We start from the raw sequence: 25,416 nt of genomic DNA, 5'->3' as shown, positions 1-25,416 counted from the left end.
CCAAATATGTGGAACGCGTCCGTTTTTCTGAAGTTTTTGCTATACTGGATGAAAGACCGACAAAAAGAAATGAGGGACTTACCCGTGAAAAATACAACCGCAGGACTACTCGCCGGCGCGACGTTCGTGGCAGGGGCCGGTGCAGGCCTGGCGACGATGGCGTTCACCGATACGAGGTTACCGATCCAACCGAAAGCAGAGGGTTGGGACAAAGTCGAACAAGTCCGCAGCTTGATCGAGACGCACTCGCTAAAGGACATCTCGGAAGAAGATTTGTTGACCGGTGCCCTTGACGGCATGACGGCAGCGCTCGATGATCCGTACTCTGACTTCCTCGACGCGGAAGAAACGTCACAGTTCACCGACTCGATCGAGTCGAGCTTTGAAGGAATCGGCGCGACTTTGGAGAAGAAAGGAGAAGACATCTTGATCGTCGCTCCGATCAAAGGTGCACCAGCTGAAGCGGCAGGCCTTCGTCCAGGGGATATCATCACCGCGGTCGACGGCGAATCGATTGAAGGGATGGCCGTCGAAGAGGCGGTCCAGCTCATCCGTGGTGAAAAAGGAACCGTTGTCACGCTGACGATCCGTCGCGGCGGGCAAGAGGCCGACTATGAGATCACGCGGGATACGATCCCAATCGAGACGGTCTATTCGGAAGTGAAAGAGCAGGATGGCAAAAAGATCGGCTATCTCGAAGTGACCCAGTTCTCAGAGCCGACGGCCGATGAGTTTTTAGAGCAGCTCGAGACGCTCGAGAGCCAAAATATCGATAGCTTGATCATCGACGTCCGTGGCAACCCGGGTGGTCTCTTGCCGGCCGTTATCGCGATGACCGAAGGGTTCGTACCGACGGATAAGCCGGTCGTTCAAATCGAAAACGCCGACGGGGAACGTGAGGCCCAAAACGGACGCGCCCGTGAGGCGAAGCCGTATAAGCTGTTCGTCTTGACGAATGAAGGCTCGGCCTCGGCTTCCGAGATTTTAGCCGGTGCGCTCAAGGAAGGCGCCGGTGCGACGATTGTCGGCAACACGACGTTCGGGAAAGGCGTCGTCCAGACGGCGTTCGACTTGGAAGACGGCAGCAACTTGAAGCTGACGACGAGCAAATGGCTCACACCGGACGGCAATTGGATCAACGAGACGGGTATCGAGCCTGACGTTGAGGTCGATCAACCGGATTACTTTGGGGTCAACCGTATCCTCGCGGAAGAGGATTCGCTCAAAGTCGGGGACTACGGCGAGGCGGTGTCGAACCTGCATACGGTGTTGACAGGGATCGGTTATGAGCCGGGCGGTCAGGCAGGTTACTTCGGTGACACGATGGCACAGGCGGTCTCGGACTTCCAAGCCGACAACAACTTGACGGAGGACGGGGTCGTCAATGAAGCGACGGCGTCCGCGCTCGAGTCACGGTTGCTTGAAGTCATCCAAGACGAGGCGAACGATGCTCAGTTGAACCGGGCACTTGAAGAAGCCGCAAAATAAGGATTAGGGAAAGGATTGGACAAGTGTGGACGTTCTACGAATGAGTTTTACCGCTTTGTTGACCTTGTTAGGTAGTCCGCTGCTCTGGGCGACGTTCGTCGCCCTCGCTTACATATCCATGACGCGCATTAAACGGGAGCGAAGCATGTTCCGGTCGCGCCGGCGCTCGCCGAAGTCAGATTGGCGCCACTTTGTGTGGCCGAGTCTGTTGCTCGCGGTCCTCGGAACTGTCGCGACCGTCTTGCTCGAGACGACGGTCAACTTCGAGTGGGTCGTCACGTTCACCGTCCTCTACGCCCTGATCGTCTTGACGATGCATCCGCGCTTCATGAGTCCGGCGTTTCCGTTCCTGATCATGCTCGTGGTCATCGGTCTGCGCGACGTTGTCCCGTTAGCCGGGCTCACGAATTGGGTCGACCGGCTCGCTGGCGTCGAGTGGCCGGTGTATGCGCTCGTGTTCGGCATCGTCACGCTCGCCGAAGCGATCCTCCTTCGTTGGAATGGGATCAAAGAGACGTCACCGACGCTCATCTTGTCGAAGCGCGGCCAGTTCATCGGCGGACACGTCGTCAAGCGGATTTGGTTCTTTCCGCTCGTCGTCTTTTTACCGCCGTCGTTCGGGCTCGACTTCTCGGTGCCGGTCATTTTGCCGATCCCGATCGGGGTCAGCCTGCTATCGACCGGGGCACTGCCGGGAACGCTGCTCGGCCGGTTGAGCCTGTATCGCGGTTTGCTCGCAGTGGTCGCGCTCGGCTTGTTCGCCGGGTCGTACGCGTTCGACGTCCCGTACGTCGCTTATGTGTTGATCGGTCTGTTCGTCTTGTATGAACTCGCCTTGCAGCTCATCAAACGGGAGAACCGCGGCACGACACCGGTCTTCTTGAACGGGAACCGCGGGGCGGTCATTATCGATACGCTTCCGGGTTCGCCGGGGGAGACGATGCAACTCGTCCCAGGTGAGTCAATCTACAAAGTGAACGGTACGGTCATCACCGGAGGGAGCAGCTTTTATGAGGCGCTGCAACTCCATAAGCCGTACATCAAGCTCGAAGTGCTCAACTTGAACGGGGATATCCGCTTCGTGCAACGGGCGATGTATGAGGCCGACCCGCACGAGCTCGGCATCTTGTTCGTCGGGGAACCGATGAGCCCGCGCTTGCGCTTACGAAAATTATAAAAAGGAGCATCCGTCGCGGATGCTCCTCAGCTTGTTGACTAACATCAATAGAATCGCTCGTCCTTCCGGCGCCCACGCTTTCCGCAGGCAATCCCGGAGCCGCATCGCGACTTATGTCGCTGCTGGGTCTCCGTTGGATTGCTTTCCTGCAGGAGTCGGGGCGCCGTCGGACGAGCAACGCAAACGGTCGCCATCTGGCGGCCGTTTGTCTTTTTCTGAGGCCTCGATGGCCGAAGAAAAAGCCTCGGACATGTTCTTCGAACCGGTAAAAACGGGAAAAGGCAGATAAACGCCGAACCCGTCCGCTGACTAGGGAGGAACCCCATATGTACCGTGCCCACCCGGAGAAGAGACATGAACCGATTCAGACGAAGACCACCCTGGACCAAATGGTCCCGCAAGACCACCTCGTCCGAAAGATCGACCGCCACATCGATTTCTCGATCGTGCACCGCCTTTGCGCGCCGCTGTACTCGAACACCGGACAGCCCGGCATCGACCCCGAGATTATCATCAAGATCATCCTCCTCGGCCCGCTGTTCAACATCCGTTCCGTCCGCCAGACGGTTAAAGAGGTCCAGACGAACCTCGCCTACCGCTGGTTCCTCGGGCTCGGGATTGATGAGAAGGTACCCGACCATTCGACGATCAGCCAGGCCTATCGGCGCCGCTTCAAAGGGAAGGACGTCTTCCAACAGATCTTCGAGGACATCTTGGGTCAGGCCGAAGCCCACGGCTTCGTGTCGGGGCGAATCCTGATCACCGACTCGACCCACATCCGTGCCAACGCGAACAAGAAGAAGTTCGACAAGGTCGAGGTCGAGCGCGTTGTGAACGCGATTGAGGGCGAGCTCCTAGACCGGGTGAACGAAGAACGGTCGGACCGTGGAAAAAAGCGCTGAAGCCCGCCTCACCGAAAAGGGAGAGCCGGTTCATCAAGGTGAGCCGGACCGACCCGGATGCGGGCTATATGTATCGTGACCAGAAGCCGGAAGGCTTTTTCTGGCTGGCGCACCGGACGGTCGACGCCAAACACAACTTCATCGTCGATGTGCACGTCACGCCCGGGAAGTGTCAGACAGCACCGTCTACCTCGCCCGTCTCGAGCATATCCTCGGCCGATTCGGCTATCCGCTAGAGGCAGTCGCCCTCGATGCGGGGTACTTCACGACAGAGATTGCGAAGGCGCTCATCGAGCGCGGCGTCTTCGGCGTCATCGCCTGGCGCCGCTTACGGCGGGAAGAAGGGGATGTTTCGGAGGACGAGCTTCAAAATATGTATCAGAAGAAGACGTCTATGTCTGCCCGGCGAAACAGCGTCTCACCTATCGAACGACAGACCGACACGGGTATCACCACTACGCCTCCGACCCCGCCGTCTGTAAGAACTGCCCGCTTCTCGAGAAGTGTACGTCCAATCGTGCCCACCGGCGCGTCATCACCCGTCATCTTGATGAAACCTATCGCGAATTGGTGAACCGGAACCGTCTGTCCGAATCCGGACGATACCTCTATCGTCTCCGGCCGCAGACCGTGGAGCGCTCGTTCGCCGACGCGAAAGAGCTTCACGGGCTCCGCTTCACGTTCTACCGGGGGACCGAGAAGGTCCAGTGCGCCAACCTGGTGGCAGCCACCGCACAAAACATGAAGAAATTGGCCAACCTGTTGGCCGAAAAAGACCGTCTACATAGCATTTCTTCAATTTTATGCCGGGCAGAGCGCCTCGAGCTCGATGAACACAAAAAGAGACGAACCAAATCGCGATGGGCGATTTGGTTCGTCAACAGCCTGAGGAGCATCCGTCGCGGATGCTCCTTTTCGTATGCTTACACTTCAAGTTTTGAGGGTTTGAAGCCCATCGTCGCTTCGACGGCGTGTTGCCAGCCTTTGTAGAGCGCTTCACGATGCGTTTCGTCCATGTTCGGTTCGAACTGACGGTCGAGTTTCCATTGCTGCTTGATCTCGTTCTGGTCTTTCCAGAACCCGACGGCGAGTCCGGCGAGATAGGCGGCGCCGAGCGCCGTCGTTTCACTCACTTCCGGACGTTCGACCGGTACGTTCAAGATGTCCGCTTGGAACTGCATGAGGAAGTCGTTGTTGACCGCACCACCGTCGACGCGGAGCGTCTTCAATGCGATGCCGGAATCTTGCTCCATCGCCGTCAAGACGTCGCGTGTCTGATAGGCGAGTGACTCGAGCGTCGCCCGGACGAAGTGTTCTTTTTCCGTACCGCGGGTGATCCCGAAGATGGCGCCGCGGACGTCCGAGTCCCAATACGGGGCACCGAGTCCGACGAAGGCCGGGACGACGTAGACCCCGTCGGTCGTGTCGACACGGTTCGCATACTGTTCCGTATCTTTCGCCGACTTGAGCATACGCAGTCCGTCACGGAGCCACTGGATGGCTGATCCGGCGACAAAGATCGATCCTTCGAGCGCGTACTCGACTTTGCCGTTGTAGCCCCAGGCGATCGTCGTGAGCAATCCGTGGTCCGATTTGACGGCTTCTTCTCCCGTGTTCATGAGCATGAAACAACCCGTTCCGTATGTGTTCTTCCCTTCACCTGACTCGAAGCAAGCTTGGCCGAACAAGGCGGCCTGTTGGTCACCTGCCGCGCCGGCGATCGGGACTTCGAACCCGAAGAAGTGGTACGGGATCGTGTTGGCGTATACTTCACTCGACGCCTTGACTTCAGGCAACATCGACTTCGGTACGGTGAGGATGTCGAGCAACTCGTCGTCCCACTTCTGCTCATAAATGTTGTACATGAGCGTCCGGGACGCGTTCGAGTAGTCGGTGACGTGTGCGTGACCGCCCGAGAGTTTCCAGATGAGCCACGTGTCGATTGTTCCGAACAAGAGGTCTCCCGCTTCTGCTTTCTCACGGGCGCCTTCGACGTTGTCGAGGATCCATTTCACTTTCGTTCCCGAGAAGTAAGCGTCGATCAATAATCCGGTCTTGTCGCGGAACAGTTCAGCGTGACCGGCCGCATTCAACTCGTCACAAATACCGGCAGTCTGACGCGATTGCCAGACGATGGCGTTGTAGACAGGTCTGCCGGTCGACTTCTCCCAGACGACCGCTGTCTCCCGTTGGTTCGTGATGCCGATGGCCGCGATCTCTTTCGGGTCGATGTCGGCCGAACCGAACGCCTCGGCCATGACGGCGAGGACGGAACCCCAGATCTCGTTGGCGTTATGCTCGACCCAGCCTGGTTTCGGGAAGTACTGCTTGAACTCGCGCTGAGCGGTTGTGACGATCTTACCGTCGTGGTCGAAGATGATGACCCGTGAACTGGTCGTACCTTGGTCGATTGCTAAAATATACCGTTTTTCTTTGTCCATATGAATGTGCCTCCTTAGAAGTTAGGGTGATTATGGGACGAGGATACCATAGAGCAACGCGGCGATGACAGCGCCGATGATCGGTCCGGCGACCGGAATCCATGAATAGCCCCAGTCGGACGTCCCTTTGCCTTTGATTGGGAGTATCGCATGCGCGATCCGCGGTCCAAGGTCACGGGCCGGGTTGATCGCATAACCGGTCGTTCCACCGAGCGAGAGACCGATCGAGACGATCAAGAATGCGACGATGAGCGGATTCAACCCGTCGGCGAACGTGTTGGCGCCGAACGATAGTAATGCGAAGACGAGGACGAACGTCCCGATGATCTCCGAAATCAAGTTGAACGGAGTGTTCCGAATACCAGGAGCGGTCGAGAACGTAGCGAGCTTTGCACCCGGATCGTCGGTCGCGTCATAGTGCGGTTTGTAGTGCACATAGACGAGACAAGCCCCGATGAATGCCCCGATGAATTGGGCAAGGATGTACAGTGGCACATCGGCCCATGGGAATGAACCTGCTGTCGCGAGTCCGATCGTGACGGCAGGGTTGATGTGCGCGCCTCCGTAAATACCTGCGGCGTACACCCCGACCATAACGGCGAGACCCCAACCGAACGTGATGACGATCCAGCCGCCGTTCTCGGCTTTCGAGTGGCGGAGGACGACGCCGGCGACGACACCGTTACCGAGCAAGATGAGTAGCATTGTACCGATAATTTCGCTGACAAATGCTGACATGTGATACTCCCTTCCTTCCATATTGGATTTGGCTTACCACTTTTCTATATCCCCCGTTTGAAAGCGCTTTAAAACCAAGATATTGAAAAAAACCACTTTTTAATGAGGAAAGTGGTTCGGACTGGTAAAATGTTTGGAAAAATCAAGGGTGATCCCGACGAGAAAGATGAAGAGAACCCCTAAGCTCACGAAAGACAACGGTGTCCACCATGCCGCCCAGAGGTCGAGTACGATCGAGGCGATGACAGTCAAGTAGAGCCAAGCGAGCCGTCTTGAAATCTCATGGTCCCGATAACGATTCGTGAGCGATGCACCGAGCGGGGCACCGACAAAAGCGCCCGTCACCAAGGCGAGCGGCGCGACATAATCGAGCGACAACGAAGGCAAGTAACCGATGAGTCCGCCGAGCGAGATGAACAGAACGGCGGCAAGGCTCGTCCCGACGGCGCGGTGCGTCGAAAAACCGAGCCAACTCACGAGCAACGGGACGATGATGAAACCGCCGCCGATGCCGAGGAGTGCCGACAAGAGTCCGGCGATCGCACCGATGAAGAAACTTGCGGCGAATCCAGATTTTTTGCGTTTCGGTGGCTTTGATGTTTTCTTTAGAAGCGTAACGGCAAAATAAGAGAGGATAAGCAAATAGAAAACATTCAGCAACCAGTCATACATCCCGGAGATTGACAGCACGACCCGGCTCGACAGCTGCGCGGTGACGGCACCGGCCAGACCGACCGTGAGACCGTTCGACCATGACACGTTGCCGAGCGACGAGTGCTTCTTCGCTCCGGACAGGCTCGTGCCGACGACGAACAAAAGTGACGTCGCGACCGCCTCTGCCGCCGAGTATCCGTTGAACAAGAGCACCGGGACGATGATGACACCGCCCCCGATGCCGAAGAAACCGGACAAGGCGCCGACGACCGCGCCGAGCGGGATGAAGAGAAGTGACCACATGACGACCCACCCATTTCTGTTTAGATTCCTCCTCACTATAGCGAATCGGGGAGCGGTTTGGGAAGCGTCTCAGAAGCGAATATTTGTTCGTGTATGTGCTATAATCAAGTCAATATGCAAGGGATAGAAAGCGAGGAATATATATGGACAAGATCAAGCTTCCGTTCGAATTACATTCGGAATATAGTCCGGCCGGCGACCAGCCGGAGGCGATCCGCCAGCTCATCGAAGGCGTCAACCGCGGCGACCGTTATCAGACGCTGCTCGGTGCGACCGGCACCGGGAAGACGTTCACCGTATCGAACGTCATCCAGGAAGTGAAGAAACCGACGCTCGTCTTAGCCCACAACAAGACGCTCGCCGGCCAGCTCTATTCCGAGTTCAAAGAGTTTTTCCCGAACAACGCCGTCGAATATTTCGTCAGCTACTATGACTACTATCAACCGGAGGCGTACGTGCCGTCGACCGACACGTTCATCGAGAAAGACGCCTCGATCAACGACGAGATCGACAAGCTCCGCCACTCGGCGACGTCGTCCTTGTTCGAGCGGGACGACGTCATCATCGTCGCATCCGTATCGTGTATATACGGTCTCGGTAACCCGGAAGAATACAATAGTCTCGTCTTGAGTCTCCGCGTCGGGAAAGAGATGGGGCGCGACCAGATGCTCCGCAAACTGATCGACATCCAATATGAACGGAACGACATCGATTTCCAGCGCGGGCGCTTCCGTGTCCGCGGCGACGTCGTCGAGATCTTCCCGGCGTCACGCGACGAACAGTGCTTGCGCGTCGAGTTCTTCGGTGACGAGATCGACCGCATCCGCGAGATGAACCCGCTCACCGGCGAGATCATCGCCGACCGTGAACACGTCTCCATCTTCCCGGCATCCCACTTCGTCACCCGTGACGAGAAGCTGCAGAAAGCGATTGTCAACATCGAGGCCGAGCTCGAGCAACAGCTCGAGAAGTTCCGTGAAGAAGGCAAACTGCTCGAAGCACAGCGTCTCGAGCAGCGGACGAACTACGACCTCGAGATGATGCGCGAGATGGGCTACTGTTCAGGCATCGAGAACTATTCACGCCATCTGAACTTGACGGAAGAGGGGGCGACGCCGTACACGCTCATCGACTACTTCCCGAAAGACTTCTTGCTCATCGCCGACGAGTCACACGTGACATTGCCGCAAGTCCGCGGGATGTTCAACGGCGACCAGGCGCGCAAACAAATGCTCGTCGACCACGGTTTCCGTCTACCATCGGCCAAGGACAACCGTCCGCTCAAGTTCGAGGAGTTCGAGAAGAAGTTGAGTCAGGCGATTTTCATCTCGGCGACACCGGGCCCGTATGAGCTCGAGCATACGCCAAACATGATCGAGCAGATCATCCGGCCGACGGGTCTACTCGACCCGACGATCGAGATCCACCCGATCAAAGGACAGATCGACTACTTGATGGACCAGATCCGCGAGCGCATCAAACAGGACGAACGCGTCCTCGTGACGACGCTCACGAAGAAGATGGCCGAAGACTTGTCGGACTATCTCCGTGAAGCGGGCATCAAGGTCAACTATATGCACTCCGAGATCAAGACGCTCGAACGGATCGAGATTATCCGTGACCTGCGGCTCGGCAAATACGACGTCCTCGTCGGGATCAACTTGCTGCGGGAAGGGCTCGATATCCCGGAAGTGAGTCTCGTCACGATCCTCGACGCCGACAAGGAAGGGTTCCTTCGTTCTGACCGGTCACTCATCCAGACGATCGGTCGGGCGGCCCGTAACTCGAACGGCCACGTCATCCTGTTCGCCGATAAGATGACCGATTCGATGACGCGGGCGATCGGGGAGACCGACCGCCGTCGCACGATCCAACAGGAATACAATGAAAAACACGGCGTCACGCCGCAGACGATCCGCAAAGAAGTGCGCGGCGTCATCCGCGCGACCGTCGCTGCCGAAGAAGAAGTGCTCGAGTCGCTCAGCTCGATGAATCAAGACGAGCGCGAGGCAGCGATCGTCAAACTAGAAGAAGAAATGAAACAAGCGGCCCGCGATCTTCAGTTCGAGCGGGCGGCCGAATTGCGTGACTTAATCTTGGAGTTGAAGGTAGGGAATTAAATGGCTGAAAAGAAAAATGCGATCGTCATCAAAGGGGCGCGCGTCAACAACTTGAAAAACATTGATATCGATATCCCCCGTGACCAGCTCGTCGTCTTGACGGGTCTGTCGGGATCAGGGAAGTCATCGCTTGCATTCGATACGATCTACGCCGAAGGGCAGCGCCGTTACGTCGAGAGCCTGTCGGCATACGCCCGTCAGTTCCTCGGACAGATGGACAAGCCGGACGTCGATACGATCGAAGGGTTGAGCCCGGCCATCTCGATCGACCAGAAGACGACGAGCCGGAACCCGCGCTCGACCGTCGGGACGGTGACGGAAATCTATGACTACTTACGTCTCTTGTTCGCCCGCATCGGGAAACCGGTCTGTCCACGCCACGGCATCGAGATCTCAAGCCAGACGATCTCACAGATGGTCGACCAAGTGATGGAGCTCCCTGAGAAGACGCGCCTGCAAATCTTGGCGCCAATCGTGTCGGGACGGAAAGGCACGCACGTCAAAGTGTTCGACTCGCTCAAAAAAGAAGGATTCGTTCGTGTCCGCGTCAACGGGGAGACGATCGAACTGACCGATGATATCGAGCTCGACAAGAACAAGAAACATTCGATCGAAGTCGTCGTCGACCGGCTCGTCGTCCGCACTGACGTCGAAGGCCGCCTCGCCGATTCACTCGAGACGGCACTCCGCCTTGCGGACGGCCGCGCCATCATCGACAAGATGGACGGGACCGAGCTGCTGTTTAGCGAGCACCACGCCTGCCCGATCTGTGGCTTCTCGATCGGTGAGCTCGAGCCGCGCATGTTCTCGTTCAACTCGCCGTTCGGCGCCTGCCCGACGTGTGACGGTCTCGGTACGAAACTCGACGTCGACCCGGAACTCGTCATCCCAGACCCGGCGAAGACGTTGAAAGAAGGCGCGGTCGTCGCATGGCAGCCGACGAGCTCGCAATATTATCCGCAACTGCTTGCCTCGATGTGTCAGCATTTCGACATTGATATGGACGTACCGTTCGAACGGCTGTCAAAACGTGACCAAGACCTCGTCTTGCACGGGACGGAAGAAGAATCGTTCTTGTTCCGCTACGAGAACGATTTCGGCCAAGTCCGGACGAACACGATCTTTTTTGAAGGGGTGCTCCGAAACATCGAGCGCCGCTATAAAGAGACGACGTCAGATTACATCCGGGAACAGATGGAGACGTATATGGCGACGCACGCCTGCCCGACGTGTGACGGCTATCGGTTGAAAGAAGAGACGCTCGCCGTCAAGATCACCGACCGCCACATCGGGGAAGTGACGACACTTTCGGTCGAGCATGCGCTCGCTTTGTTCGATTCGCTCATGGACGAACTGAGCGAAAAAGATATCGCCATCGCCCGGCTCATCTTGCAAGAAATCAAAGAACGGCTCAGCTTCCTGAACAACGTCGGTCTCGACTACTTGACGTTGTCGCGGGCGGCCGGGACGTTATCGGGCGGGGAAGCGCAGCGGATCCGTCTAGCCACGCAGATCGGGTCGCGGCTGACCGGCGTCTTGTACGTCTTGGACGAGCCGTCGATCGGGTTGCACCAGCGTGACAATGACCGCTTGATCGCGACGCTCAAACAGATGCGAGACATCGGCAATACGCTCATTGTCGTCGAGCATGACGAGGACACGATGATGGCAGCCGATTACTTGATCGACATCGGACCGGGCGCCGGAGAGCACGGCGGAGAAGTCATCGCTGCAGGCACACCGAAACAGATTATGAAGAACAGAAAGTCGCTCACCGGGCAATACTTGTCCGGGAAACGGTTCATCCCGTTGCCAGATGAGCGCAAAGTGCCAGACGATCGTTTCATCAGAATCGTCAAAGCAGCAGAGAACAACTTGAAAGAGGTCGACGTATCGATCCCGCTCGGTATGTTCATCGCCGTCACCGGCGTCTCCGGATCTGGGAAGTCGACGCTCATCAATGAGATCCTGTACAAGTCGCTAGCGCACCATATTAACCGCGCCAAAGCGAAGCCAGGGAAGCATAAGACAATCGAAGGGCTTGACCAGATCGATAAAGTCATCGATATCGACCAGTCGCCGATCGGACGGACGCCGCGATCGAACCCGGCGACGTATACAGGTGTGTTCGATGACATCCGTGACGTGTTCGCGTCGACGAACGAGGCGAAGATGCGAGGTTACAAGAAAGGCCGCTTCAGTTTCAACGTCAAAGGCGGACGCTGTGAGGCGTGCCGTGGGGACGGGATCATCAAGATCGAGATGCATTTCCTTCCAGACGTTTACGTCCCGTGTGAGATCTGTCACGGCAAACGCTACAACCGGGAGACGCTCGAAGTGAAGTATAAAGGGAAGACGATTGCCGACGTGCTCGACATGACGATCGAGGAAGGGCTCGACTTCTTTGACAAAATTCCGAAAATCAAGCGGAAGATCCAGACGATCTCTGACGTCGGTCTCGGCTACATGAAGCTCGGACAACCGGCGACCGAACTGTCGGGCGGGGAAGCGCAGCGCGTCAAACTCGCGTCTGAGCTCCATAAACGCTCGACCGGCAAGACGATCTACATCTTGGACGAGCCGACGACCGGTCTTCACGTCGACGATATCGCCCGGTTGTTAATCGTATTGCAGCGCCTCGTCGAGAACGGGGACACGGTGCTCGTCATCGAGCATAACTTAGACGTCATCAAATCGGCGGACTACTTGATCGACCTCGGACCTGAAGGCGGGGACGGCGGCGGCGCGATCGTCGCGACCGGGACGCCGGAAGAAGTCGCCGAAGTCACAGCGTCGTATACCGGCAAGTATTTGAAACCGGTGCTCGAACGCGATGCGGCCCGGGCCAAACCGAAAGCAGGAAAAAAGAAATAAGTATAGAAATGTGTAGAAACGGGAACATGATTGACGTGTAACCAAATTGAAGGGGGAAACGAACGTGAAACAAGAAATGCGTGAACTAATTCTCCAGCAAGTGAAAGATGGAGAGCTGACCGTCGATGAGGCGATCACTCAGCTCGAACGGCTCGAAAAGTTAGATCCGGAGCATGTCCAAGCGCTTGAAGAGCATCAACAGACGGAGAAGGTCGATGCCTACTCGGTCGAGTCGCTCACGACGAAACTGACGTCAGCGGTCGAAGGACTCGTGACGAAACTTCGCGACAGCGACTTCTCGTTCAGTTCGAATTTCGGTCCGGAAGTGACGTACTCGAAGTCGTTCCCGTTCACCGGGAAAGACATCTTGCTCGACTTGTTCAACGCCTCGGCGACGATCGTCTCGTCGGACCATGACGAGTGTGAACTGATCGTCACCGGTCGTCCGCTCCGACAGCAAGACGCGGATAAGGCGCTCGAACAGCTCCAGTCGGCGGTCAAACATTCGGTCATCGGTGACCGTCTCGTCGTCTCACTTCGTGACAAGCTCGTCCGGGCCCACGTCGAACTATACGTCCCGCATCATCATTTCGACCACATGAATGTCCAAACGTTGAACGGAGAAGTCCGTGCCGACGGGATCGACGTCGAGAGTCTCCGTGTCCAGACGGCGAACGGCCGCGTCGTGCTTCACGAGGTGCACGCTTCAGAAATCCTCGTCAACACGGGTAACGGTACGGTCGAGGTCGAAGCGACCGAGTCTGAGCTCGTCCATGTCCGGACCGGTAACGGTTCTGTCATCGTGAACGGGAAGTATGACAAGGCCTCGCTCAAGACCGGGAACGGTAACATCCGTGCCGAACTCGCGACGGCACGTCCGGCCAAGTTCGAACTCGCTTCGCTCGCCGGGAACGTCCGTCTCGTCTTGCCACACGGCGTTGAGATCGAAGGCGAGCTCGAGACGAACTTCGGTGGGCTCCACTGTAACTTGGACGACCTCGAGATCGTCCGCGACCGTAAAGACGTCGCCCAGCGTCGTCTTGAATTCCTGTCAGGCCGTGGCCAGACGCCGCGCATCGAAGTCGAGGCCGGTACACGTACTGGTACGATCGACCTCGAGCACGGTTCACTCCACACGCCGTCGACGTTCCTCGAAGAAGATAAGCACGAACCGACGGAACCAATCGATCCGGTCGACCCGGTCAATCCGGCCGACTTGAACAACCCGTTCCATCAGCAATAACGAACAACTCCGAAGGCGAGCGCCTTCGGGGTTGTTTTTGTACAGCGTGAATCATCAGAAGCCCGAAGGCGATTGCCTTCGGACCCATTCGTCATAGATTCATTTCATACTCCATCTGCTGCCAATCCATCATCTGGCCGTCATACAATGTGAACGAGCCGATGATAAAGAGGATAAACAGAATCGGTCCAGCGATGAGTAGGAAGATCCCGAGGTTCCGCATTTTTTTCGAGCGGTTCCAGTAGAAGATGATGGCGACGATCATTGAAAGTAGCGAGCCAGACAAGAAGACACCGACGATGTTCAGGATGAACAACAAGAGCACCGTCTCGTTCTTCGTCGTCGCATATTCGCGCCACATGTCGATGAGCGATTTGATCAGATAGACGAGCGCCGCGATCCCGACGATGAAAATAAAGACGATGGCAATCCAAAAGAGTGCATTCATTTTGTTTCACCTCCTTAATCATCTATACCCATTCTACGCAATTGCCACAAATTAGTTTCATTACTTTCGAATTGACAAGTTCTGCCTCACTTTTCATTAACGCTTCTGCTAAGGAGCTATGATACAATAATGAGCGTGAAAGGGGCAGATACTTATGCAAAATATCGTACGCACGGCTCAACTCGTTGAGCGCTTCAAGCTTCAAGTCATTTCCGGGGAAGAAGGGCTTCACCGTCCTGTCGCCACACCGGACCTCAGTCGACCAGGACTCGTCCTCGCCGGCTACTATACACACTATGCGAAGAACCGTCTCCAAGTGCTCGGCAAGACGGAGCTCACGTTTTACGCGAGCCTGTCTGAAGAAAGCCGCCGCGAGCGTGCCAAAATTCTTTGCACGGAGTCGACACCGGGCATTCTCATCACGCGCGGATTCGACATCCCGAAAGAAATCGAGGAAGAGGCCGAGTCAGCGAACGTTCCGCTCATGCGCACGAACGCGGTGACGACTTCGATCGAGTCACAGATCACGAACTTCCTCGAGATGGAACTCGCACCGATGACGGCGATGCACGGCGTCCTCGTCGATATTTACGGCGTCGGCGTCCTCATCAAAGGACAGAGTGGCGTCGGTAAATCAGAAACCGCGCTCGAGCTCGTCAAGCGGGGCCACCGTCTCGTCGCTGACGACTCGGTCGAGATTCGGCAGACGGGCGACCAGCTGCTCGTCGGGTCGGCACCAAAACTGATCCGCCACTTGCTCGAGATTCGCGGGATCGGCATCATCGATGTGATGACGTTGTTCGGAGCGGGCGCCGTCCGTTCGCACAAAAAGATCAGCTTAATCATTAACCTCGAGAACTGGGATGCTGGCAAAGTGTATGACCGCGTCGGGCTCGACCATAACACGATGAAAATCATCGACAGTGAAGTACCGCTACTCACGATCCCGGTCCGTCCGGGACGTAACTTGGCCGTCATCGTCGAAGTCGCGGCGATGAACTATCGCTTACAAAACATGGGTATCAACACGGCGGAAGAGTTCGCCGAACGACTTGCTAACGCGATCCACGATAACGAAGGTGACATGGAATGATGGTGGAGCCGACGTTTGACCGCGTAGCGTTTGAGATCGGGTCGCTCCCGATTTATTGGTACGGTATGATCATCGCCTTCGGAGCGATGCTCGGCCTCGTCCTCGCCTTGTTCGAGGCGAAGCGACTCAATTATGATTCGGAGCGGGTCGTCGACGTCATCATCTGGGCGATCCCGATCAGTATCGTCTTCGCCCGGATTTACTATGTCGTGTTCCAGTGGGATTACTACAGCCAAAACCTCGGGCAGATCATCGATATCCGCCAAGGCGGGATCGCGATTCACGGGGCCATCTTCGGCGCCTTGCTCGTCGTCATCATCTACTCGATGCGTAAATCGATGTCGTTCTGGAAAGTGACCGACATCCTCGCGCCATCGCTCTTGCTCGGTCAAGCAATCGGCCGGTGGGGCAACTTCATGAACCAAGAGGCGCACGGGTCTGAGACGACGAGCCGGTTTTTGAAAGAGACGTTATTGTTACCGGATTGGATCGTCAACCAGATGTATATCGACGGGGCGTACTACTTGCCGACGTTCTTGTTCGAGAGTGTCTGGAACATCCTCGGCGTCATCTTGCTCGTCGTTTGGCGCATGGTCGGCAATCCGCCGCGTGGCTATATCTTCTTGTCGTACCTCGTCTGGTACTCGATTGGTCGCTTCTACATCGAGGGACTCCGAACGGACAGCCTGATGGCCGGTGATCTGCGGACGGCGCAGCTCGTCTCGATCGCGATGATCGTGTTCGGGATCGTGATGATGGTGTTGCGCCGGAAAGCGAAGCGGTACGATGACCCTTCTGAGAAAGGACTGTTTGATTGATGGATACGATTTTATTTGATTTAGATGGTACGTTGCTCGATACGAACCCGCTCATCCTTGCGAGTTTTCGGCATACGCTCGGGTATTACTTCCCGAACGAGACGTATCGGGACGAAGATATCTTCCCGTTCATCGGACCGACGCTCGAGAAGTCGTTCAAAGCGCTCAATGAACCGGAATGGAAAGAGATGCAGGCGTTCTATCGCAGCTTCAACATCGCCATGCACGACGCGCTCGTCGCCGAATATCCTGGCGTGATCGAAGGACTGCATCGTCTGCACACCAAAGGCTATAAGATGGGCATCGTCACATCGAAAGGCCGGCCAGTCGTCGAACACGGACTTCGCCTGTTCAACATCGACCACTTGTTTGGCGTCGTCGTCACGGCTGACGACGTCGAAAACGAGAAACCGCACGCCGAGCCGGTCGAACAGGCGCTGCGCGCGCTCGGTTCGACGCCGGAGCGGGCTGTCATGGTCGGGGACAACGACACGGACATTTTCAGCGGCAAAAACGCCGGCACGAAGACGGTCGCCGTCGGTTGGGCCTTGAAGGGCCGGGCGTTCTTAGAGACGCTCGAGCCTGACGTCATCATCGAGTCGATGGAGCACTTCGAGACGTGGCTCGACGAGGTCACGGTCCATGCGTAAGACGGAACGGTATCATCTGGACGGGCCCAACCCGCTCTGGCAGATGTATCGGACAATCCGCTTCTTGCGCGTCTTCAAAAATACGACGGTCGTCCTCGTCGGTCGTTACTTCCCATCCGTCAAGGCGAAGCGTTGGCTGTACCGGAACTTCCTCGGGATGAAGATCGGGGAGTATAGCGCCCTCGCCCTCATGGTGACGCCTGACGTCATGTTCCCGGAGCGGATCACGATCGGACGCAACACGGTCATCGGCTTCAACACGACGATCCTCTGTCACGAATACCTCGTCGACGAGTATCGGATCGGTGACGTCCGGATCGGTGACGACGTCTTGATCGGGGCGAACGTGACGATCTTGCCGGGCATCACGATCGGGGACAGGGCGGTCATAGGAGCCGGTGCCGTCGTACATCGCGACGTCTTGCCCGGTGAACGTGTCGTCGGCGCTAAACTACAAACCGTAGACACGAAATAGACACAATTTAGCGCGAAATCATTTCAAGCTGTTCGATTGGTATTCGTGTGAAAAATACTTGAGCGGTATCACTTTATTTGAAGGTGATGCCGTTTTTTTGTGTCGTGTCGCGAGGTGAGCCGTCATGTATATTTTTGTCGAAAAACAATTGTCAGACCTAGTAAAATATATTCATTATAGAAGGAATATAGTCCCGATTTTTTTAAACTTTTTCGGTTGCCCTCATGGATTGAGTGCGGTATTCTTAATCCTGCAACTAAAAAAAGATACTAGAGACGATGTGGAGGATTTAGAATATGGAAGCGAACTATGAAGCACTAATGACGCTACCCGAACCAGAATCTCCGCTTGCTGCGGAGCTCCACTACTATAGAGGTCGTCGAGCGTTACGAGAAGGTCGCCTAGATGAAGCGACTTTTTTCATGGCTGAAGCAACTGCTGCGGCAGTCCATCGCGTCGATTACCACAAACAGTACGCTGAACTGTTATTCGAAGTAGGGGAGGTCTACCACGCCAACGATGTGTGGAAACGGGTATTAGAACTCGACCAAACGGCGACAGAGGCACTTTATCACCTCGCGAGCAACTGCGCCTATATCTCACAGTACGAAGAAGCGGCCACGTATGCGAGCCGCTATCTTGAACAGGAAGCGCACGGTCGTTACGCGGAATCGGTCCAATCCCTTCTCGAACTGATCGAGCTTGAACAAGAGCTCGAAGACGAAGAAGAGGACGAGTTGATCACGTGGCACACCGAGGCGCAGCAACACATCGACAAAGGCCGGCTCTTCGCCGCGAAGTCGACGCTCGAGCGCTTGATCGATCAATATCCGACGTTTTGGCCAGCGTTCAACAATTTGGCCATCGTCCACTTTTACCTCGGCAACGACGAATCGGCGTTTGAGACGCTCGAGTACGTCCTCGACCAAAATCCGGGCAACTTGCATGCGATCTTGAACACGATTCTTCTATTACATGAGGCCGGACAATCGGAAGCGGCGCTGCAACTGTCGGTCCCGCTCACACGCGTCCGTCCGATCCAATTTGAATTACGCTACAAGCTCGCTACGACGCTAGCTCTCGTCGGCCAGTACGACCATGCCTACGAAGAACTGCGTCTATTGAAAGAACGCGGCTTCCGTGGCGACTCACTGTTCGGGCATTGGCTCAGCGTATCCGCCTACAAGACAGGACGTTCTGAAGAAGCGGCTACCTATTTGAACAGTGACGAGCTGAAACAGTTCGAAGAGAAAAATCCGTTCGACATCCGCGACAACCTCGAGTTCCGCTCGGCGCTCGTCCAAGGTCTGCGCCAAGAGGAAGACACGGCCCGCATTGAAATCATTCGGATCATCTCAAAGCTCGCCGATGACGAAGCGTTCGAGGCGCTCGCCTTGACGAACGGATTGACCGACAACGAGACGGTGATCTCGTTCGCCGAAAAGTGTCGCGCTGAAATTTGCGGTTCTCCGTTCACGGGCGACGCCCGGATCGAACGAGGATACGCCGCGCTCGTCCTCGCCGAAACAGAAGTGACGGAAGCAGAACAGATGAGCCTCGACGGCGATTTCTATGAACGCTTCTCGCGACTGCTGCTAACGGGAGAAACGTTCGAAGACGTCACGGCATCGGCCGCGGCGCTCGTCTGGATGTTTTACGCGAAACGCGAATCACTTCTGCTCGAGGAATGCGCCGATACGTTCGGCATCTCGGTCGACACGCTTACCGGGACGATCAAAGCGTTCAAGCAGACACTCGAGCAAGCATAAAGATAGACGATACCTCCCTAGGTTTCTTATACTGAAGTCAATCAATTTCATGCAGAGGTGGAATCACTATGACAGAAGAAAAAATCTATGACGTCATTATCATCGGGGCCGGCCCAGCCGGAATGACGGCGGCACTTTACGCGTCGCGTGCCAATTTGTCGACACTTATGATCGAACGAGGCATCCCAGGTGGACAGATGGCGAACACGGAAGATATCGAAAACTATCCAGGTTACGACAGCATTCTCGGTCCAGACCTATCTCAAAAAATGTTTGACCACTCGAAAGCGTTCGGTGCGGAGTACGCGTATGGCGATGTCCAAAGCATCTCGGACGAAACCGAATATAAAGTCGTCCACGCCCACAACCGTGACTACAAGGCACGCGCCATCATCCTTGCTTCAGGGGCGCAGTATAAAAAAATCGGCGTACCGGGCGAAGAAGAGCTCGGCGGTCGCGGTGTATCCTACTGTGCGGTCTGTGACGGTGCGTTCTTCAAAGGGAAAAACTTGTTCGTCATCGGCGGCGGCGACTCTGCTGTCGAAGAAGGCGTGTTCTTGACGCGATTCGCGGACAAAGTGACGATCGTCCACCGTCGCGATGAGCTACGGGCGCAGAAGATCCTGCAAAAACGTGCGTTCGACAACCCGAAAGTCGACTTCATCTGGAACCATACGTTGAAAGAGATCGTGGAAGCAGACGGTAAAGTCGGCGGCGCCCGTCTCGTCAGCACGATCGACGGCACGGAGTCGGAGCATGAGATTGATGGCGTATTCATCTACATCGGTATGAACCCGATTACTGGATTCGTCAAAGATCTCGGCATTTTGAACGAACAAGGCTACATCGTCACGAACGAAGCAATGGAGACGACGATCCCTGGGATCTTCGCCGCCGGAGACGTTCGCGACAAGACGCTCCGTCAAGTCGTCACAGCGACGAACGACGGGTCGATCGCCGCTCAAAACGCGCAACATTTCATCGAGGGTCTCCTCGAGAAATTACAAGAACAAAACGCGTGACCAAGGCAGAAGGGATTGCGGGCAACCGCAATCCCTTCTCTTTTTTTCGGGCGTTCGTTATACTGAGGATAGAAGAGAGCTGAACACACGGCTCGGTTGTCAAATTTAAGGGGGCGTCAGCGACATGGAAGACTTTAAAGGATTAGAAGAATTGATCATCATCAGCGGGATGAGTGGGGCTGGTAAATCGGTCGCAATGAATAGCTTTGAGGACCTCGGCTATTTTTGCGTCGATAACTTGCCACCGGTTTTGCTTCCACAGCTGATCGACGTCATCAGTTCGGTCCGTCCGAAGATCGCAGTTGCGATCGACACGCGCACGCCGGACTTCATCGATAGCTTGTTCATCGTCATCGATGATCTCGAACAAAAGAACGTGCACCCGCATCTGCTCTATCTCGACACACGGGACGAAGTGCTAGTCCGTCGTTATAAAGAGACGCGCCGGTCGCATCCGCTCGCCCCGGAAGATGCACCGCTCGTCGGCATCAAGATGGAGCGCTCGCTGCTCGAAGGGTTCCGTGACCGGGCCCACACGCTCTATGATACGAGCGACTTGAAGCCACAGATGCTCAAAGACCGGATCTTGCTCCAGTTCAACGAGGAGCGGATCCCGTTCACCGTCAACTTCATGTCGTTCGGCTTTAAACACGGCGTGCCGCTCGACATCGACTTGTTGTTCGACGTCCGCTTCATCACGAACCCGTTCTACATCCCGGAGCTCAGGCCGCTCACTGGGCAAACGGAAGAAGTTCAAAATTACGTCATGTCGCATCCTGAGGCGCGGGCGTTTTATAAAAAAGTGATCGATATGCTCGAGTTCCTGTTGCCGCAATATAAGCGGGAAGGGAAAACGCAAGTTGTCGTCGCTTTCGGTTGTACGGGCGGGAAGCACCGTTCGATCACGTTCGCTGAAAAAGTATCGGCCCATTTCGCCGAGCGCTACAACGTCAAGACCGTCCATCGCGACCTCGTCCACGCGACGAAGGAGAAGTAAGATGAGACGCGAGAGAAAAGTTGTCGCCATCGGTGGCGGGACGGGTCTATCGACGCTCGTCCGTGGTCTCAAGCATTATCCGCTCGCGATCACGGCGATTGTCACGGTCGGTGATGACGGCGGCAGCTCGGGACGGCTCCGCGACGAGTTCCACATGCTACCGCCCGGGGATATCCGTAACGTCATCTTGGCGTTATCTGAAGTCGAGCCGCTCATGGACCGCATCTTACAGTATCGGTTCGACAGCGGTTACGGGCTCGAGGGGCATTCGCTCGGCAACTTGATGTTGACGGCGGCGACACATATTTGTGAAGGATCGTTCGTCAAGGCGATCGACGTACTGTCGCAACTGTTGAACGCTCAAGGGAAGGTCTTGCCGGTCACGGAGACGCTCATGACGCTCGCCGCTGAATTTGAGGACGGGACGATCGTCAAAGGCGAATCAAAGATCCCGCTCGTCGGAAAAGCGATCAAGCGCATGTTCTTGCTTGAAGAAGGCATCAAAGCAGCACCGGGTGTCGTCGAAGCGATTGAACAGGCAGATGTGATTGTCCTAGGTCCGGGAAGCCTGTATACGAGCATCATTCCGAACTTGTTGATCCCGGAAGTGCGCGACGCCATCGTCCGTGCTGGCGTCCCGATCGTCTATATTTGTAACGTCATGACGCAACCAGGTGAGACGCAAGGCTACGACGCGATGCGGCATTTGAAGTCGGTCGAGGCGTACCTCGGGAAGTCGACGGTCGATACGATCGTCGTCAACAACGAACCGATTGAAGATATTTATTTAGAGCGCTACCTCGAAGACGGATCGGAAGAAGTCCGGTTCGATCGGAAGAAGCTCCGCAACTATGGCACGAACGTGCTCGCGGGGGACATCGTCGACTATAACCGGGACTATATCCGTCACGATTCGGACGCGATTGCCGGGCTCGTCATGCAACGCGTGCTGCGGATCAAGAAACCACGCTCGTACCAGGAGCTTGAACTGAAATAGCAGCAATGGAAAGGAGGGGACCGAGATGAGCTTTGCCTCAGAGGTGAAAAAAGAACTGACGCAACTCGACGTCACCGATGCCGAGGCGAAAGCGGAATTGTCCGCGCTCGTCCGCATGAACGGTGTCATCTCGCTCGCTTTAGGACGGGGGATGACGCTTGACGTCTCGACCGAGAACGCCGCGATCGCGCGCCGCATCTACTCCCTCATGAAACGTCTATACGACCATCACTTGGATCTGTTCGTCCGCAAGAAAATGCGGTTGAAGAAGAACAACGTCTACATCGTCCGTGTCTCGCAACGCGCCGAGACGATGCTCCGTGACCTAGAGATCCTCGGGGAGAACTATGAGATGATCCGGACACTCAACTCGGATATGACGCGCAACCAGAACCTGGCCCGTGCTTACTTGCGTGGTGCGTTCCTCGCCGGAGGATCGATCAACCATCCGAAGACGTCGTCTTACCATCTAGAAGTGTACAGTCTGTATGAGAACCATAACCAGGCGCTCCGTGACCTCGCCAACCGCTTCGGCTTGAACGCAAAAACGCTCGAGCGGAAAAAAGGGCATATCCTCTACATCAAAGAGAGCGAGAAGATCTCTGACTTCCTTAAACTGATCGGGGCGACGCGCGGCATGCTCGATTTTGAGGATGCCCGCATCATCAAAGACATGCGCAACTCGGTCAACCGGCTCGTCAACTGTGAGACGGCGAACTTGAACAAGACGGTCGGGGCGGCGCTCCGGCAAGTCGAGAATATCAAGTATCTCGAACGGACGGTCGGGCTTGAGATTTTACCGGTCAAGCTCCGTGAAATCGCCGAGCTTCGGGTCACCCATCAAGACGTGTCGCTTCAAGAACTCGGGGAGATGCTCGAGACGGGACCAATCTCGAAGTCGGGCATCAACCATCGTCTTCGCAAAATCGACCAGATTGCAGAGAAAGTTCGCGGCGGCGAAGAAATCGGGTCATCTTGACACCGGTTGCGCCAAAAGCATTCTTCCTATATAATTAGCAATTGTGTATAGGAATTTGAAATGTAAATTAAAGGAGCTTCAACATTATGTCGAATGCAAAGAAAAGACTTTCGCTCACGATTGACGCTGAGCTAGACCGGGTCATCACGGACCGGGCCAAAGAAATCGGGATCCCGAAAAGTGCGCTCGTGACATTCGCGACAAGCCTCTTCCTCAACCAGTTGCGTGCTGAAGAGATGTTATCGGGCGATACGAACGCGATTTACCAAGTTATCCGTAAAGACTATGAACTGCTCACGAGCGTTGATAATTTAAGCAAGTGAGAAAAGGGCTGACCGCGGTCAGCCTTTTTTGGTTGTCATCCATCACGGAAATTTGGAATAGTGGAGTTACTGAATTGGAATGGAGGTCGATCCTATGGGACAAGCGAGCCAACTCTTGCTCATTTTATTATTACAATTACTATTTGTACCGGTGCTCACGCTTCGGACGATCATGCTCGTCAAAGGGAAAACGGTGATTGCGGCCATGTTTGGGACGCTCGAGACGCTCATCTATATCTTCGCGCTCGGTATCGTCTTTCAAGATTTGACGACGCTCGGGATGATCGTGTATGCGGTCGGGTTCGGGCTCGGTATTCTTCTCGGCGGTTTCGTCGAGCGGAAACTTGCGATCGGCTACAACATGATCCAAGTCCACACGCAAGAGTTTCCGGCTGAGCTCATTCAAAAGATGCGCGATAGCGGTTACGGTGTGACGCACTATCAAGGCCAAGGCCGTGATGGAACGCGTTATCGTCTTGATGTCTTGGCGGCGCGGACGCGGATGAAAGAATTGCGCCAACTGGTCGAGGAGTATGAACCGAAGGCGTTCCTCGTCGCGTTCGACCCGGTCGATTTCAAAGGTGGATATATGTTGAAAGGGCTGCGACGCCCGAAATGAACGGAAGGCTCACGAAAGTGGGTCTTTTTTTGTGGAGTGGGGAATAGACAGGAAAAGGAGATGAGTGAGTTGAAGCGAAAAGGGCGATGGGTGTTGGTGATCGGGTTACTGGTAGTCGGGGGAGGATTGCTCGCGATGTCCTTTTGGAAAGCAGAATCGTCGCTGCGCCCGCCACTGCCGACGGTCCGGGTCGGTTCCGTTACCGCCGAAGTGAGACAGTCGACGTTTTGTTGGTCCGATCAGGGACAAGGGGTATGTGAAGACCACGGGTTACCGGGAGCGGACGACCTGCAGCTCGTCCCGGTCAAACCGGGTGCTGAAATCGACGTGACGTTCCACGCCGAACCATCAAACTTTTCATTCAATCAGATTGTCGACGGGGAACTTGTCCCGTCCGAGCAAGCCGTTCCCGATGAACCGGGCGTCTATTTGTTCGAGATGGGCGGGGACTGGGCACAAGGCGACAGCCGTTACGTGTTCGGCGTCGAGGTGGAGGAACAGTAAAAGAAGACGCATCGAAAAAATGCGTCTTCTTCAGATTTATAGAAATTGTTGGATACGGCCCGTGTCCCAAATCTGTTTGGGAGTAAGCCGTAGCGCTTCCTGTAATGCTGTTTCAATCGTGTCATCATGTTTATAGACGACGTCATAACAGTATAGACCATTTAATAGCTCGGTCCGATTTGTGATCGTCACCAATACGGCCGCATCATGATTAGATAACTGGATGGAAAATTGTAAAAAATCATCAGGTGGTAAATAGAGTTTCGTGTAAAGTGCTAACAGTCCAGACGAGCGTTGAGAGACGAGCACCGGAGCTTCACCAAGATTAACAGCGAGTGATTTTATTTTCGAAAATGTCATTCGGGCTGGGATGAGCGCGTCCCGTTCTTTTAACGGCAGTACTTCTGTCGGCACTAAATACTTCTGTTGTAGCAAGGCGATAAATGCTTGGTCTGAGACGGGCCGGCTGAATAAAAAGCCTTGGATGATACTGACGCCATGGTCGCGTAACCAGGCGAGGTCATCGAAGTGTTCGACCCCTTCGACAACCACTTTCATGCCAAATTCTTTTGCGATGAACATGAGGCTTCGAACGATTGCTTGCGATTTGACGTTTTGATGAATTCCATGCGCGAAGACGCGGTCGATTTTAATCGTCTGGACGTTGTAATCTTGAACGTAGGCCAGAGAAGAGTAGCCTTTTCCAAAGTCATCGAACGAGATACTTAAACCGTACGCATTCAAAGCATTAAACACGCTTTTCATTCGTGACCGGTTATCGA

At 55.4% G+C, this 25,416-nt stretch carries 22 protein-coding genes and 1 pseudogene; 18 read left to right on the top strand and 5 right to left on the bottom strand.

The window, feature by feature from the left end; translation table 11 throughout:
• Positions 1-84 precede the first annotated feature (84 nt).
• From A6395_RS04120 to A6395_RS15855, 3 genes and pseudogenes are all read left to right on the top strand, one after another.
• Positions 85-1,488: a S41 family peptidase gene (locus tag A6395_RS04120; protein ID WP_071397979.1), complete on the top strand. Its 1,404-nt coding sequence runs from the start codon at positions 85-87 to the stop codon at positions 1,486-1,488.
• 40 nt (positions 1,489-1,528) lie between these two features.
• Complete coding sequence (locus tag A6395_RS04115) at positions 1,529-2,665, top strand: PDZ domain-containing protein (protein ID WP_071397978.1); 1,137 nt, start codon at positions 1,529-1,531, stop codon at positions 2,663-2,665.
• A 326-nt stretch (positions 2,666-2,991) separates the two neighbouring features.
• Positions 2,992-4,341 (top strand): annotated as a pseudogene (locus A6395_RS15855) (IS1182 family transposase); the annotation flags it as partial.
• Between the two features lie 149 nt (positions 4,342-4,490).
• On the opposite strand, the gene glpK reads toward A6395_RS15855, so the two are convergent.
• From glpK to A6395_RS04090, 3 genes are all read right to left on the bottom strand, one after another.
• Positions 4,491-6,008 (bottom strand): glycerol kinase GlpK, encoded by a 1,518-nt coding sequence (gene glpK, locus A6395_RS04100; protein ID WP_071397976.1) that lies wholly within the window; start codon positions 6,006-6,008, stop codon positions 4,491-4,493.
• A 30-nt stretch (positions 6,009-6,038) separates the two neighbouring features.
• Positions 6,039-6,746, bottom strand: a complete 708-nt coding sequence (locus A6395_RS04095; protein WP_071397975.1) for an MIP/aquaporin family protein — start codon at positions 6,744-6,746, stop codon at positions 6,039-6,041.
• 99 nt (positions 6,747-6,845) lie between these two features.
• Positions 6,846-7,703, bottom strand: a complete 858-nt coding sequence (locus A6395_RS04090) for a sulfite exporter TauE/SafE family protein (protein ID WP_071397974.1) — start codon at positions 7,701-7,703, stop codon at positions 6,846-6,848.
• 143 nt (positions 7,704-7,846) lie between these two features.
• Here A6395_RS04090 and uvrB point away from each other — a divergent pair, with 143 nt between their 5' ends.
• From uvrB to A6395_RS04075, 3 genes are all read left to right on the top strand, one after another.
• The gene (gene uvrB, locus A6395_RS04085; RefSeq protein WP_483297287.1) at positions 7,847-9,823 is read left to right on the top strand and encodes an excinuclease ABC subunit UvrB; all 1,977 of its coding nucleotides are present in this window, start codon (positions 7,847-7,849) and stop codon (positions 9,821-9,823) included.
• On the top strand, positions 9,824-12,697 hold the full coding sequence (gene uvrA / locus A6395_RS04080) for an excinuclease ABC subunit UvrA (protein WP_071397973.1): 2,874 nt from the start codon (positions 9,824-9,826) through the stop codon (positions 12,695-12,697).
• A 64-nt stretch (positions 12,698-12,761) separates the two neighbouring features.
• A complete protein-coding gene (locus A6395_RS04075) occupies positions 12,762-13,940 on the top strand; it encodes a DUF4097 family beta strand repeat-containing protein (RefSeq protein WP_071397972.1) in 1,179 nt (392 codons plus the stop codon).
• Positions 13,941-14,031: 91 nt separating this feature from the next.
• Here A6395_RS04075 and A6395_RS04070 read toward each other — a convergent pair whose 3' ends face one another.
• Entirely contained in the window at positions 14,032-14,388 is a 357-nt protein-coding gene (locus tag A6395_RS04070) for a hypothetical protein (protein ID WP_071397971.1), read from the bottom strand.
• A 154-nt stretch (positions 14,389-14,542) separates the two neighbouring features.
• Here A6395_RS04070 and hprK point away from each other — a divergent pair, with 154 nt between their 5' ends.
• From hprK to A6395_RS04005, 12 genes are all read left to right on the top strand, one after another.
• Positions 14,543-15,481 (top strand): HPr(Ser) kinase/phosphatase, encoded by a 939-nt coding sequence (gene hprK / locus A6395_RS04065; protein WP_071397970.1) that lies wholly within the window; start codon positions 14,543-14,545, stop codon positions 15,479-15,481.
• Positions 15,478-16,299 (top strand): prolipoprotein diacylglyceryl transferase, encoded by an 822-nt coding sequence (lgt, locus tag A6395_RS04060; protein ID WP_070328688.1) that lies wholly within the window; start codon positions 15,478-15,480, stop codon positions 16,297-16,299. The genes hprK and lgt overlap by 4 nt, the downstream gene beginning before the upstream one ends.
• Positions 16,299-16,949: a pyrophosphatase PpaX gene (ppaX, locus tag A6395_RS04055; RefSeq protein WP_071397969.1), complete on the top strand. Its 651-nt coding sequence runs from the start codon at positions 16,299-16,301 to the stop codon at positions 16,947-16,949. Before lgt ends, ppaX begins: the two co-directional genes overlap by 1 nt.
• Positions 16,942-17,424 (top strand): acyltransferase, encoded by a 483-nt coding sequence (locus A6395_RS04050; protein WP_071397968.1) that lies wholly within the window; start codon positions 16,942-16,944, stop codon positions 17,422-17,424. The genes ppaX and A6395_RS04050 overlap by 8 nt, the downstream gene beginning before the upstream one ends.
• A gap of 296 nt (positions 17,425-17,720) precedes the next feature.
• Positions 17,721-19,193: a tetratricopeptide repeat protein gene (locus A6395_RS04040; RefSeq protein ID WP_071397967.1), complete on the top strand. Its 1,473-nt coding sequence runs from the start codon at positions 17,721-17,723 to the stop codon at positions 19,191-19,193.
• A gap of 68 nt (positions 19,194-19,261) precedes the next feature.
• Positions 19,262-20,215 (top strand): thioredoxin-disulfide reductase, encoded by a 954-nt coding sequence (trxB, locus tag A6395_RS04035; RefSeq protein ID WP_070328693.1) that lies wholly within the window; start codon positions 19,262-19,264, stop codon positions 20,213-20,215.
• 124 nt (positions 20,216-20,339) lie between these two features.
• The gene (gene rapZ / locus A6395_RS04030) at positions 20,340-21,212 is read left to right on the top strand and encodes an RNase adapter RapZ (RefSeq protein WP_071397966.1); all 873 of its coding nucleotides are present in this window, start codon (positions 20,340-20,342) and stop codon (positions 21,210-21,212) included.
• A gap of 1 nt (position 21,213) precedes the next feature.
• Positions 21,214-22,209 carry a gluconeogenesis factor YvcK family protein gene (locus A6395_RS04025; protein ID WP_071397965.1) on the top strand — a complete coding sequence of 332 codons (996 nt, stop codon included), beginning with the start codon at positions 21,214-21,216 and terminating at the stop codon, positions 22,207-22,209.
• A gap of 25 nt (positions 22,210-22,234) precedes the next feature.
• The gene (gene whiA, locus A6395_RS04020) at positions 22,235-23,188 is read left to right on the top strand and encodes a DNA-binding protein WhiA (protein WP_071397964.1); all 954 of its coding nucleotides are present in this window, start codon (positions 22,235-22,237) and stop codon (positions 23,186-23,188) included.
• 86 nt (positions 23,189-23,274) lie between these two features.
• Entirely contained in the window at positions 23,275-23,511 is a 237-nt protein-coding gene (locus A6395_RS04015) for a hypothetical protein (protein ID WP_016508644.1), read from the top strand.
• A 94-nt stretch (positions 23,512-23,605) separates the two neighbouring features.
• The gene (locus A6395_RS04010; protein WP_233589578.1) at positions 23,606-24,130 is read left to right on the top strand and encodes a DUF2179 domain-containing protein; all 525 of its coding nucleotides are present in this window, start codon (positions 23,606-23,608) and stop codon (positions 24,128-24,130) included.
• 60 nt (positions 24,131-24,190) lie between these two features.
• Complete coding sequence (locus tag A6395_RS04005; protein ID WP_071397962.1) at positions 24,191-24,634, top strand: hypothetical protein; 444 nt, start codon at positions 24,191-24,193, stop codon at positions 24,632-24,634.
• 36 nt (positions 24,635-24,670) lie between these two features.
• Here the strand turns inward: A6395_RS04005 and A6395_RS04000 are convergent.
• Positions 24,671-25,416 (bottom strand): EAL domain-containing protein (locus A6395_RS04000; protein ID WP_149038968.1); only part of this gene is annotated, 746 nt, incomplete at its 5' end.

It is taken from the genome of Exiguobacterium sp. SH31 (genome assembly GCF_001816105.1).
GTDB lineage: Bacteria > Bacillota > Bacilli > Exiguobacteriales > Exiguobacteriaceae > Exiguobacterium > Exiguobacterium aurantiacum_A.
This window is presented reverse-complemented; position numbering and strand designations above follow the sequence as displayed.